12 protein-coding genes are annotated in these 12,582 nt (G+C 44.1%); 8 read left to right on the plus strand and 4 right to left on the minus strand.

Annotation, left to right across the window (positions count from 1 at the left end; all coding sequences use genetic code 11):
* Positions 1-294: 294 nt before the first annotated feature.
* Positions 295-921 (plus strand): YdeI/OmpD-associated family protein, encoded by a 627-nt coding sequence (locus tag ABS362_RS13960; RefSeq protein ID WP_350413112.1) that lies wholly within the window; start codon positions 295-297, stop codon positions 919-921.
* Positions 922-994: 73 nt separating this feature from the next.
* On the opposite strand, the gene ABS362_RS13965 is transcribed toward ABS362_RS13960, so the two are convergent.
* The 3 genes from ABS362_RS13965 to ABS362_RS13975 form a co-directional block, all read right to left on the minus strand.
* A complete protein-coding gene (locus ABS362_RS13965; protein ID WP_350413113.1) occupies positions 995-1,534 on the minus strand; it encodes a hypothetical protein in 540 nt (179 codons plus the stop codon).
* 65 nt (positions 1,535-1,599) lie between these two features.
* Entirely contained in the window at positions 1,600-3,954 is a 2,355-nt protein-coding gene (locus ABS362_RS13970) for a TonB-dependent receptor (RefSeq protein WP_350413114.1), read from the minus strand.
* A gap of 161 nt (positions 3,955-4,115) precedes the next feature.
* Positions 4,116-4,439, minus strand: coding sequence for a hypothetical protein (locus ABS362_RS13975; RefSeq protein ID WP_350413115.1), 324 nt, complete (start codon positions 4,437-4,439; stop codon positions 4,116-4,118).
* 249 nt (positions 4,440-4,688) lie between these two features.
* On the opposite strand from ABS362_RS13975, the gene htpG reads away from it, so the two are divergent.
* Entirely contained in the window at positions 4,689-6,512 is a 1,824-nt protein-coding gene (htpG, locus tag ABS362_RS13980; protein ID WP_350413116.1) for a molecular chaperone HtpG, read from the plus strand.
* 294 nt (positions 6,513-6,806) lie between these two features.
* The gene (locus tag ABS362_RS13985) at positions 6,807-7,721 is read left to right on the plus strand and encodes a toxin-antitoxin system YwqK family antitoxin (protein ID WP_350413117.1); all 915 of its coding nucleotides are present in this window, start codon (positions 6,807-6,809) and stop codon (positions 7,719-7,721) included.
* On the opposite strand, the gene ABS362_RS13990 is transcribed toward ABS362_RS13985, so the two are convergent.
* On the minus strand, positions 7,715-8,077 hold the full coding sequence (locus tag ABS362_RS13990) for a YraN family protein (RefSeq protein WP_350413118.1): 363 nt from the start codon (positions 8,075-8,077) through the stop codon (positions 7,715-7,717). The two genes, ABS362_RS13985 and ABS362_RS13990, sit on opposite strands and share 7 nt — an antisense overlap.
* 148 nt (positions 8,078-8,225) lie before the next feature.
* On the opposite strand from ABS362_RS13990, the gene lipB reads away from it, so the two are divergent.
* The 5 genes from lipB (at position 8,226) to ABS362_RS14015 (ending at position 12,503) form a co-directional block, all read left to right on the plus strand.
* Positions 8,226-8,960, plus strand: a complete 735-nt coding sequence (gene lipB, locus ABS362_RS13995; RefSeq protein ID WP_350413119.1) for a lipoyl(octanoyl) transferase LipB — start codon at positions 8,226-8,228, stop codon at positions 8,958-8,960.
* A complete protein-coding gene (locus ABS362_RS14000; RefSeq protein WP_350413120.1) occupies positions 8,944-9,348 on the plus strand; it encodes a hypothetical protein in 405 nt (134 codons plus the stop codon). The genes lipB and ABS362_RS14000 overlap by 17 nt, the downstream gene beginning before the upstream one ends.
* Before the next feature lie 96 nt (positions 9,349-9,444).
* On the plus strand, positions 9,445-10,494 hold the full coding sequence (locus tag ABS362_RS14005; protein ID WP_350413121.1) for an MraY family glycosyltransferase: 1,050 nt from the start codon (positions 9,445-9,447) through the stop codon (positions 10,492-10,494).
* On the plus strand, positions 10,478-11,650 hold the full coding sequence (locus ABS362_RS14010) for a DUF4271 domain-containing protein (protein ID WP_350413122.1): 1,173 nt from the start codon (positions 10,478-10,480) through the stop codon (positions 11,648-11,650). The genes ABS362_RS14005 and ABS362_RS14010 overlap by 17 nt, the downstream gene beginning before the upstream one ends.
* A 58-nt stretch (positions 11,651-11,708) precedes the next feature.
* On the plus strand, positions 11,709-12,503 hold the full coding sequence (locus ABS362_RS14015; RefSeq protein ID WP_350413123.1) for a uroporphyrinogen-III synthase: 795 nt from the start codon (positions 11,709-11,711) through the stop codon (positions 12,501-12,503).
* The last annotated feature ends 79 nt before the right edge of the window (positions 12,504-12,582 follow it).

A 12,582-nucleotide genomic window follows, 5' to 3' on the forward strand; every position in this document is an offset into this window, starting at 1 on the left:
TTTTAAAGGAATCTGTAAATTCGCAATTGGTTAAGTATCAGGGTGGTTCCGGGTTTTGGTTTTGTAGTGCAACTCCCGGTTGCAAAATGGAATTTTACCTATAGTTGCTTCTTGAAATGCAAGCATCTCCTGCATACTCCAGCTAATCTAAAACCGCAGATTATAGTTGCAGGTATTTACAGTAAACTATAGCACTGGCCCGGAACTATAGTTTGCAGGCCGGGTGTATGGTTTTTGCTGATTTTAGATTAGCTTAGGCACCGCAATTAACTTAACTCAATTATAAATTACCTCATGCCTTCTATCTGCCAGAAACTCCAGCTTAAGCCACCTTATAGTTTGCTGCTCTTAAATGCTCCTGATACTTTAAAAAGTGGGTTTGAACAGGACGGTGGTAAAGTAACGGCAGCTACTACTACCAATGCAGAACACCAGTTTGATGTAGTGCAGGTATTTGTAACCACTAAAGCCGAACTGGATACGCTCGGGCCACAGGCTGTTGCAGCACTAAAGCCGGGCGGCATGCTATGGGTCGCGTACCCTAAAAAAACATCAGGCATAAAATCGGACCTTACCCGCGACCTTGGCTGGGCAACTATAAAAGAACTGGGCTACGAAGGTGTTCGGCTAATTGCGATCGATGATACCTGGTCTTCGCTTCGGTTCAAGCACACCTCCGAGCGAAAAGAACCTTCAAAATTTGGAGTTGATTACCCGGGAATAGACAGGGTGAACCGTACCGTAACTATACCCGCAGACCTGCAGCAGGCTTTAATAGAAGCGAACGTACTGGAGCAGTTCGGTAAACTATCATTTACGAACAGAAAAGAACATGTAATTGCAGTGCTGGAGGCCAAGCGCCCGGAAACACGACAAGTCCGCATCAGCAAAATTGTAGCAAGGCTTCAGGGCAGGTTGTAACTATAGGTATTAGCATAAAACAGGAAAGGCGCCCTTTATGGGCGCCTTTCCTGTTTATGTATGTAGCGTATTGTTACTGAACAACTACGTTAAATTTAGCTTCAACATCGGTCTCGCCAGCTGTAGGGCTGCCTTTTGTGCCAGGCTGGTGCTTTAATACTACTTTAAGCTCACCTGTACCGGCATTTCCAGTAACTATAGTTGCCGTTAAACCCAGTGGGCGGTTCTGGCTATCTTTATCAGTTACCGTTACAGTCATCAGGTTGGCAGGCGTTGAGGTGTAATATACCTGGTGATCGTTTGCCTCGTCGATGATCTCGCTGTTAAGGTTTTCTGTTTTGTTAAGTATAGTAAGATCTACATCGTATGTTGTACCAGCCTTAAGCGTTAGCTGAGGTATTACAGGAGGGTTACCACCCGGTCCGTCAAGATCTTCATAAGATGCAGTAACCAGTGTGCCTTCTTTGCCTTGTGGCTCCAAAGAAAGTTTAACAGTTGTGATCGTTTCGCGATCAACTACCGGTGCAGGATTGTCGTCGTCGCCACAGCTGGTTGTTGTAATAAGAGAACCCATTAGTAATACGGCAAGGTATGGTCTCAAAAGCTTCTTCATAAATGACACTTTACGTTAAGATGATATACAAATAAGGTGATTAAAATCTGTTGATACTTACTCTTTTAAGATTCGGTTTTAAAAAGTAGCGGTAAGTTAACACGAATCAGTAACATTCGGGCAGTTTCGGCAGCAAAAAAACGTAATCTATTTTGATAATCTCTATAAACGGTGTTTAACAAATTGTTACCAGATATACTCAACTCAACGGGCTGTCTGCCGATGTGTATTTTTGTGCCCGCCTCGGCCTGTAGCAGGAAATAACCTTCAGGTGCGGCCATGTACGGATCTGTCTGTTCGTCGGAGCGGTCCTGCCTGGCAACAGCCAAACCACCTATAGCTACAAAGCTATCCTTAAAATTACCGTTGCCCAGTTCTCCCAGCTCATACTGCAACTCTGCGTTAAGGCGGTTAGCCGGAATATTTGGCAGATATTGGTCCTCTTCAAAATTATACGCCCGAACTATAGTTGCCTTTGTATCCAGGTTAAGCCTGTCGGTAAAAGCATACGACAAGCTCAGGTCTGCCCCATAAAATCGCGAGTCAGCCTGTTTATAAAAATATGATAGATACGAACCTCTTATAGTTAGCTCTGGTACGGTGTCGGGTTGCAGGTAAATAAAATTGGAGATTGTGTTATAAAAAAAGCTGATACCACCGTTCAGTTTCGGGTTGGTATGGTAATTTATAGTTGCGCTTGCGTTTATAGCATGTTCCGAAACCATATCCGGGTTACCTACTTCGTAAGAGGCGGTTCCGTGGTGGATACCATCTGCAAATAACTCGTTAGCATGCGGTGAACGGGATGCGTAACTAACATTGGCTCCAAAAGTAAAGTGATACCCTACATCAACCAGCGCACCGGCACTACCCGATAGGTTATGGAAACTATAAGATGGTTGCTGCAGGTTGTTTTCGCGGTCGCGCCTTTTTACGTCCATGTTCTTATAGTCGTATCGCAGGCCGGCTTCCAGTTGCAGGTTATCTTTGCGCCACTTTTCTTCTACAAAAGCGCCTGCCGTAAAGCTGCGATAGAACGGTACAAACATACGTCCTTCATAGGTATTGTCCTGCCAAAGCGTGCTTACGCCCATACTTCCCGAAATAGCCGATGGCAGCTCATGTTCCCAAACCAGTTCAGTAGTATGCGTCAGCAGGTCGAGGTGCAGCTCAGGCGCTTCAGGGTTCGCCTTGGATGCATCTTTGTCATATTCATCACGAACATTCTGTTGCAGGGCATAGGTAAAGAGTAGCTTACCCAGGTTACCTGTTGTGTGGTAGCCTTTTAGTTTTAATAACTGGTGGTTCACATCCTGGTAAGGTCGGGCTATGTTATAACTAAATTCACCGGTTTGTTCCGGGTAACCACGCTCTATAGCATATAATAAATCTGTGGTGTTGCCAATGTGTGCCGAACTCAAAAGCCCGATCTTGGTATGGAATAAACTATAGTATGCCTCTGCGCCAAACTTCTCTTTGTTATAGCCCAACGTGGCCGCCAGGTTCTGTTCTTCGAATCCGGTGTTCTTCAGGTTATAGTCTGGTGTGTGCGAGTCTCCTGCTTTTTTAACGGATGTGTGCAATCGCCAACTGATCGGTTGTTGTTTTAACCTGCCTTGTAGCAAGCCGGCTATAGTTCCCATCCGGCCATTGGTATTTCCTATCAGGCCTATGTTGCCACTCATACCGGCAGAGTCTGGCAATGGGCTTGGGTTTACGAGTATAGTTCCGGCAATAGCATCTGACCCATAACGCACACCGGCAGCGCCTTTCACTACTTTAAGTTCTGTAGCTGCAAGGGCATCAATTTCAGGAGCATGCTCGTCGCCCCACTGCTGCGCCTCATGCCGAACACCGTTATTCAAAATAAGTACCCTACTGCCAGACATACCATGTATAACAGGTTTCGATACGTTCGGCCCGGTCTGAAACGAGCTAACGCCCGGTAACTTCTCCAACGACTCTCCCAGCGAAAGCCCTCGGGTTTGTTCCAATTCACGGCCAGACAATACTTCGGTAGCCTGAGATTCGGTGAGCAGACGGGAGCTTACTACTTCTACAGAGCGCAGCATAGCCGCATCGGAGTGCAGTTGCAGGTCTCTTACTGATGATGTGGTGATCCGGTAACTATAAGCTTCGGTTGCATAGCCAATAAAGCTAACCTTTAGTGTATAAGTGCCCTGGCAAACATGATGGAAATGGTAATTGCCGTACGCATCAGCTATAGCAGCACGGTCTAGTTGCGGAATATAAATAGTTGCGCCGGGCAGCGCTGTACGGGTGTCGTGGTCCAGCACTTTCCCCGAAATAGTAAGGCCGCAATCCTGCACGGGGCTGGATGTGCCCACATGCGGTAACATGCTTTGCGCAACCACAGGTACCACAGTCAGGAGTAGTGGCAGCAAAAGCAGCTTTCGCAAAATTAAATCTCTAAGCACGGTAATAAATTAAATAAGAATAACAGCTGAAATGCAGCCAAACTAGCACTTGGCAGCAACTATAGCACATGCCTATAGTTACCAGTGCTAAACTATAAATGCCGGACGATTGGAGTGTTTGCAATCCGGGCTTGAAGAAGAAATTATGCTACAGGAGGGCCTCGCAGATGAAGGGATTGGCTGTTGTTGTTTTGCCAGTAGCTATGGTAATAATTAGCATAAGCTGATCGGTGTTGTGCCGTCGCTAAATCTATAGTTGTTATTGTACCCTGGAACGGAACATCAAAAGTGTCCTCAACGGGGCAATGCTTGTGCTTCTGACCTATCTGAGCCTCGTGGCTATCGGTATGGTCGGCGTGTACGGTATGGGTGTGCGGGTGTAATTCCAGTAAAAGCGCATCGGGCACCATGGCTCTGGTAAAGAGCAGGAGCAGCACAATGGCGATATAACTGGTAAACTTGTACACTTTCTATAGTTAGGCTTTTACAAATATAACAACATCCGGTACATTGTTATGTTTATCGGTTAGCTTTTGACTGACTTGAAACTATAAGGTTTAATCTGTCAGAAATAACACAACTATAACGTGTTTATGTACTTGAATGGTTTGTTCGCTGACAACTTGTCGTGATTCAGGTGGTATGGTTACAATGGAACGCCTTTTGAATGCAGAACCGCAGAAGCAAATCACATAACGATATAGCAAACTATAAACATGGAAGAAAGAGGTAGTATTTCGATCCACACCGAGAACATTTTCCCGATCATCAAGAAGTTCTTGTACTCTGATCATGAGATTTTCCTGAGAGAACTGGTAAGTAACGCTGTAGATGCTACGCAGAAGATAAAAAGATTAGCAGCTATAGGTGAGTACAAAGGCGACCTTGGCGAGCCAAAAGTAACCGTATCGGTTGATAAAGATGCCCGAACGATAACTATAGCTGACCAGGGTATCGGTATGACTGCCGACGAGATCAAGAAATATATTAACCAGATTGCTTTTTCGGGAGCCGAGGAGTTTGTAGAGCGTTTTAAAGAAGCCGGCGACAGAAGCCAGATCATTGGTCAGTTTGGCTTGGGTTTCTACTCTGCGTTTATGGTGGCCGACCGCGTTGAGATCATTACAAAGTCTTACCAGGAAGGCGCTGAGGCAGCACGCTGGTCTTGTGACGGCAGTACTGAGTTTGCCATTACAAGCGCTGACAAAGAAACCCGCGGAACAAATGTGATCCTGCATATCGCGTCAGATTCAGAAGAGTTTTTAGAAACTGCCCGCGTTAAAACGATTCTTGATAAGTATTGCAAGTTCTTGCCAGTACCAGTTGAGTTTGAGGGTGAAGTTATCAACAACCCGAACCCGATCTGGACAAAGCAGCCATCTGAACTGACTGACGAAGACTATAAGAACTTTTATAAAGAACTATACCCGTTCTCTGAAGCGCCACTTTTCTGGATCCACCTGAATGTAGACTATCCGTTTAACCTGACTGGTATTCTGTACTTCCCTAAGATCAAGAACGATTTCGAACTGCAGCGCAACAAAATACAACTATATTCGCGCCAGGTATTTATTACCGATGAGGTAAAAGATGTGGTGCCTGAGTTCCTGATGCTGCTGCACGGTGTTATCGACTCGCCGGATATTCCGCTGAACGTAAGCCGCTCATTCCTGCAAGCCGATTCAAGCGTGAAGAAGATCAACACTTATATCACTAAGAAAGTAGCTGATAAACTGGCTGAGATCTTCCGCAAAGACCGCGAAACCTTTGAGAAGAATTGGAACGACATCAACGTGTTTGTGAAGTACGGCATGCTGAGCGATGACAAGTTCTATGAAAAGGCGAAAGACTTTGTGTTGCTGGAGAGTATCGATAATAAATACTATACAATAGAAGAGTACAAGGCACTGACGCAGGCTAGCCAGACCGATAAAAATGGCAACCTGGTATTGCTTTATACAACAGACGCCGACAAGCAGCACGCCTTTATTGAAGCTGCCCAAAACCGCAGCTACGATGTACTGAAACTTGACTCGCTTATCGATAGCCACTTTATCGGTATGCTGGAGCAGAAGCTGGAGAAAACTACCCTGAAGCGCGTTGACTCCGATACTACTGACAAGCTGATCGAGAAAGACGAGAACAAGGAAAGCGTGCTGAATGATAAGGAGAAAGAATCTCTGAAAGGCATTTACGAAACGGCTATCGACAACAAGAACATGACCGTGGAAGTAGCTGCCATGTCGCCGGACGATGCTCCGCTGGTAATTACACTGCCTGAGTTTATGCGCCGCATGAAGGACATGAGCAAAGCTGGTGGTGGCGGTATGATGTTTATGGGCGATATGCCGGATATGTATAACGTAACTATAAACGCCAACCACAGCCTGAACCAGCGCATCCTGAACGCAAAAGAAGATAACAAAGCACGCATTGCCCGCCAGGCTTTCGACCTTGCATTACTCTCTCAGAACATGCTTTCGGGTGCGGCGCTAACAAGCTTCGTGAAGCGCAGCTTCGAATTGATAGATAAAGAATAGTGAACGATTAGTATTATACCTACAGTTTAAGGGCGGCGCCAATGGTGCCGCCTTTTTGATTTTCATGAAACTTACAGGCCACAGCTATAGTTATAGGGCAAGTTGGCAGGTATAAGATTTATCCGCATATTTACGTTACACTTAAAGGTTGAATTGTTGGATTGCTAAACGGTTAAATACTTGATTAGGGCTTAGGTGAGATTCTGGATCCTATTAATCTATAAATCCTGATTCAGACAATAAGTAATCAACAGTCTAACGACCAGCAAGAGAATAGTCGCTCATTTAAAATTGATGGCAAAGCACGCTCCCCGTTTAGTTTATAGTTTGATAACAGCACTGTTTCTACTGATGCTGTCAGGATGTGGTGAGCCCAAATGGAACAGCGACTATAACCTGAGCCAGGCCATGCAGAAGAGTAGCAGTAAATCAGATTCTACCGCTCTTGCATCTGCTGATACCACGCAGCCAGACATTGCCTCTTCGCTGGTAAAAGATGAAGTTGAGAAGAAAGACAAAAAGAAGAAGAAAAAGCGCAGCCGTTATTTCCTGGGCCATAAAGTACAGAAAGGTTATACCCGTACCGGTCGCGACGAGCGCGAAACGTTAGAGCTGTTCAGTTACCTGCCAGACTATAAAGAGCCACGTGAATATGCCCAGGAAAAGTTTGTGTATGATGTAAAGCGCAAAAAGATTGGCAAAGTACGTGGTGAGATCGATCCTGAAAAGTACAAGCTCCTGCACGGCCCTTACAAAAAAACGTATGGCGATGTGGTGATCGAAGAAGGCTTCTTTTACATTGGCACCAAACACCTGCGCTGGGAGAAATACAAACGAGATGGTACCCTGGCTGATAAAGCGCACTATGACCAGGGATTTTTGAGAGATGCTGTCATTACCTACTATGGCGGAAACTCAGATAAAATAAAAGAGATCATCCCGTATGCGTACGGCGAAGTGCAGGGTACCTACTATAAATTCTATGAAAATGGCCAACTGGAATGGACGGGCAATTATGAAAAAGGCCGAAAGGTTGGCAAATGGATTAAGCACTACGACTTTAAGAACCGCCGCCATTACGAGTTTCAATATCCTGAGACAGCCTACGAGCCGCAAACAAAACCGGAATTAGTAAGGGAATACGACCGTCATGGCACCCTTATTTTCGAAAAAGGCAAGATTGATAAGCGCTCGGCACAGCGTCAGTGAAAAGCATCTTCAAAATGAACTATAGCCGGTGGTGTAGTTAAGGTAACTGAGATAATATCAAACCGGATATCCTGCTGCCAGTCTATTGCAACTATAAATTCTTCGGCCGCATTCAACAGCATTTTCTCTTTCCTGCTGCCAACCGCTTCTTCCGGAAAGCCAAACGTATCGGTAGACCGGGTTTTTACTTCCACAAACACCAGCAGTCCATCTTTCCGGGCAATTATGTCGATCTCGGCACGTTTATACCTATAGTTTTTTTCGAGTATAGTATAGCCTTGCTCCTGCAGGTATAGTTGTGCCATAGTTTCGCCTAACTGGCCCGTCCGGATGTGGTTGTTTATTGGTGAAGCCATGTAAAACTTGTAATTTGCAGCAGGTTACGGTAGCTAAACTATAGATATAGTGCTAAAGTTACATTTAAGCTATCTGAACAAGAACTTAAAGTAAGCGGTTACCAACTATAAATCTGCCCGAAAGGCGGCAACTAAAGAATAAACTGCTGTGTCAGAAAATAAGGAAATACTGTTCAAAAACCTTGGCCTTATAGATTACCAGGAAGCGTGGGATTACCAGGGCAAGCTTTTTAACGAGATACTGGAGCTTAAAAGCCAGAACCGGAATGCACCGGAAGGTGAGCAGAAACAAACGCCAAATTACCTGTTGTTCTGTTCGCACCCTCATGTGTACACTTTAGGCAAAAGTGGCCACGAAGAGAACCTGCTGATAGACGAAGAAGGCCTGAAAGCGAAAGGTGCAACGTTTTACAAGATCAATCGCGGGGGTGATATCACGTACCATGGTCCAGGCCAGATCGTAGGTTACCCCATTCTTGACCTTGATAATTACTTTACCGATATCCATAAGTACCTGCGTTTTTTAGAGGAAGCAGTAATCCTTACGCTGGAAGAATACGGCATCACAGCCGGGCGCATTCCGGGCCTGACCGGCGTTTGGCTCGACCATGAAGCACAGGCAAATCCACGTAAGATATGTGCGATGGGTGTAAAGTGCAGTCGTTGGGTTACCATGCATGGTTTTGCCTTCAACATAAACACAGACCTGAATTATTTTAGTAATATTGTGCCCTGTGGCATCAGCGATAAAAAAGTAACCTCGCTGGCTCAGGAGCTTGGGCGTGAAATACCTTTGCCTGAAGTAGAAGAAAAATTACTGATGCATATCGCTCACCTGTTTGATGCTACCATTATTACAGCTACGCATGAAAAAAGACATTGATTTCGGAACGGTAGAAGGAATTTCGGTGGCGGTGGCAACTACGCCAAACGAGTCTGGGGTAGATGCCTGGAATGTTTACCTGATCAACAATAACCCCTTCCCTATTGAAAATGTGCTTGTATCCTCTAAAGGCTATGGCATCCTGGATGGCGAAGAAGTAAAGACCTCGATGCTGCGCCATATGTTTGAACTCGTAGAGGCTAAAAGCTTTGTACAAATAGAACCTATCGACCCCGCTATCTTTCATATAAACAACGAGTACTGGGTGAGCTACTACATAGACCGCCAGATATTTGATAAGAAATTTATCTTTGTTCCCGAATCGATCACGCAGGATAACCTGATCGAAATAAGTATACTGAACATGCAGGGTGTGCTTCATTCTTAATTTTAACTATATTTATACCATAGCTTAAAAGTAATAGTCCCGCATTGGGGAACTAGCCCTGCCGCAGCTTATACTTTTACCCGTACACCCTCTATCATGGAGCAAAAAATCATACATCTGGTACTGTCTTTCACCTGGGCTTTCCTGATAGCTATATTTGCTGTTCCTTCTATTATCAGGGTGGCACACCTCAAGAACATTCTCGATCAGCCTAATTTCCGGACCGTACATGCAGAGCTTACCCCTCGCTTAGGTGGTTTAGCAATGTTTGCCGGCTTCATGTCGGCGCTCACCATTTTTGCCGACCTGGACAATGGTGTGCAGCAGTTACTGGCGGGTTGTGTTATCCTTTTCTTTATAGGCTTAAAAGACGACCTGATCGCCATCTCGGCCATGAAGAAGTTTTCTGTGCAGTTGTTGGCTACTGGTATAGTTATGTTCATTGCCGATATTCGCATTACGAGTTTTCAAGGCATATTTGGCATTGGCGAATTACAGATCGGAGTTAGCTATATGTTCACTTTCCTGGTAATTATAGGTATAACCAATTCTATAAACCTGATTGATGGGTTGGATGGACTGGCTGGTACCCTGGTAATTATAGCAACAGTAACCTTTGGCGTATACTTTTACCTATTCGGAGGGGCAGACTATGGTAACTATGCTGCTGTTGCGTTTTGCCTGGTAGGTGGTGTGGTTGGTTTCCTGCGTTACAATTTCCATAAGGCAACTATTTTTATGGGCGATACCGGCTCACTGCTCTGTGGTTTTATAATTTCGGTTCTAGCTATCCAGTTCATCGAGATGCGACAGGTGCCTGCATCTCCGTCAGTAGCCCTGGGAATACTGTTCATTCCTGTTTTCGATACGATCCGTATTTTCTCTATCAGGATATTTAATGGTAAGTCTCCGTTTATACCTGACAAGAACCACGTACACCACCGTTTGCTGGCATTAGGTTTTAACCAGATCGGAACTGTGCTGACGTTGGCGATGGTAAACCTGTTGATCATTCTGTTTGTAGTTAGCTTCGGAGACTGGGGTAATCTCTATCTCCTACTCAGTTTATCGGCATTCTCCGTGGTTTTCAGCATTTTCCTTGGGGTATATAAATCCAGAAGTGTACAACGTGTTTCAAAAGTATAAACTCCTTTCATGGCTTTTAGTGGCTTTGCTGATCTGGGTTAGTACTGTTATACCCTTACAGGCACAGGTATTGCCTATAGAGCAGGAAAACTCTATCACTACCAACTGGCTGGTATACAAAAATGGTACAAACGAATTGGTACCTTATGTAGAGAGTGCAAATACAGAAAGCCATGCACTTCACCAATGGTTACAGATAATTCCTGACAACAATTTCCCTGTTTCATTTATAGCCCAGGAGGGCTTATGCCTTTTCCTGAATAATCAATTGATATTTGTGGCAAATGCGACAGAAGCATACAAACTGAACCTGGCGCCTTACGCTCGTAATATAAAACCTAAGCAAGGCAAGTATTTGTTAACAGTGTGGCATCCAGAGCAGCAACCCGTGGTAAGCTCTTTCAAGAATGTGGAAGTGTTGCAGCAAGGAGAAGTTAAGGAGGTAGGTAACTCTACTTTTGTAGTACGGGTTCGGGAGTATGTGAACTTGAATGCTTTTATCATCTTTACATTATTGCTGGGCCTGCTTTACGGAGCACTTAAGAGCAACTACCCTGCGGACTTTGGTAGCCTTTACAATGTTGGTTCTTTTATGCGGGTGAGTTCTTTACAGGAAGGTTTTTTGGCCAAGCCTATCAGCTCCTGGTCTAATATATTGTTCGTACTGGTATTTTCGCTGTCACTTGCCCTGCTTATTGCGGCAATTCACACAGAGGTAAAGCATGTTCGTTTGCTTAATCAATTTATTCCTGCATCAGCAACGGGAATTAGCACTAAGATTATTTCTTACACACTCATTATCTTTTTGTATATCCTGCTAAAGTACCTTTTCCTTAAAACAATGAGTTTTATTTTCGGATTAGAGCAAGTAGTACAGCTGCAATACCGGGAGTTTTTAAGAACTATACTTTTTCTGGGTATATTTCTGCCGGTTGTTGTTTTATTTTACCTGGCTTTTAATGCTAGCATGCCACAGATAATACTGATAACATCGAATATGGCGGTAGCCTTGATGTTGATAATCACTATAGTGCGTGTTTTTGCAACCGTAAATACAAAGGTTTCTGTACTAAATTTGCATTTATTTTCATACCTTTGCGCCACAGAAGTTATTCCACTGGCTATCATACTAAAATTGATCGTGTTTAACTTCTAAAAACACAATTAAGTATAGTTGCCGCAAAACTGAAGGTGTTAAATTAAGAGCCGCATATATGGTTGAGAGCAAAGCAAAAGGAAGTGCCAATCCTGAAAGACACAAAGTACCAATCAAAAGTATACTGGTAACGCAGCCGCAGCCTACAACAGACAATTCACCTTATGTAACTATAGCCGAGAAATACGGCATAAAAGTAGATTTCAGGGCGTTTATTGAAGTTGAGCCTGTTCCTTTCAAAGAGTTTAGAAAGGATAAAGTTGATATTCTGTCTCATACTGCTGTTATATTTACAAGCCGTAATGCAGTAGATCATTTCTTCAGGATCTGCCAGGAAAATAAAATAGAAATGCCTGCTGATATGAAGTACTTCTGTATTTCTGATCAAACGGCTTATTACCTGCAAAAGTATATTGTACTGCGTAAGCGCAAGTTGTTTGTGGGCGAGAAAACAGCAAAGGATCTTTTTGAAGTTATCAAGAAGCATAAGAATGAGAAGTTTTTGTTCCCTTGTTCTAACATCCGCAAAGATGACATTCCGGCATTCATGGAGGCGAACAAGATAAAGTTTACAGAAGCCATTATTTATAAAACGGTGCCTGCTGACTTGTCTGATCTGGATGATGTGACCTATGACTGCCTGGCTTTCTTCAGCCCTTCAGGTATTACATCGCTGTTTATGAACTTCCCGGACTTTAAGCAAAACAATACGCGTATTGCTGCTTTCGGCCCAACAACGGCTAAAGCAGTACGGGATGCAGGACTGGAACTTGACATTGAAGCGCCTATGCCTAATGCGCCATCTATGACAGGTGCAATTGAGGTTTATATACAAAATCAGAAGCAAAAGTAAAAAAGGTGTAACTACCGCAACTTTTATCGCTGAATTACATACTATCTAAAACGCAAAGATAAGAGAGTATCAAACTGTC

This window comes from Pontibacter populi (assembly GCF_040278685.1).
In the GTDB taxonomy this organism is placed as follows: domain Bacteria; phylum Bacteroidota; class Bacteroidia; order Cytophagales; family Hymenobacteraceae; genus Pontibacter; species Pontibacter populi.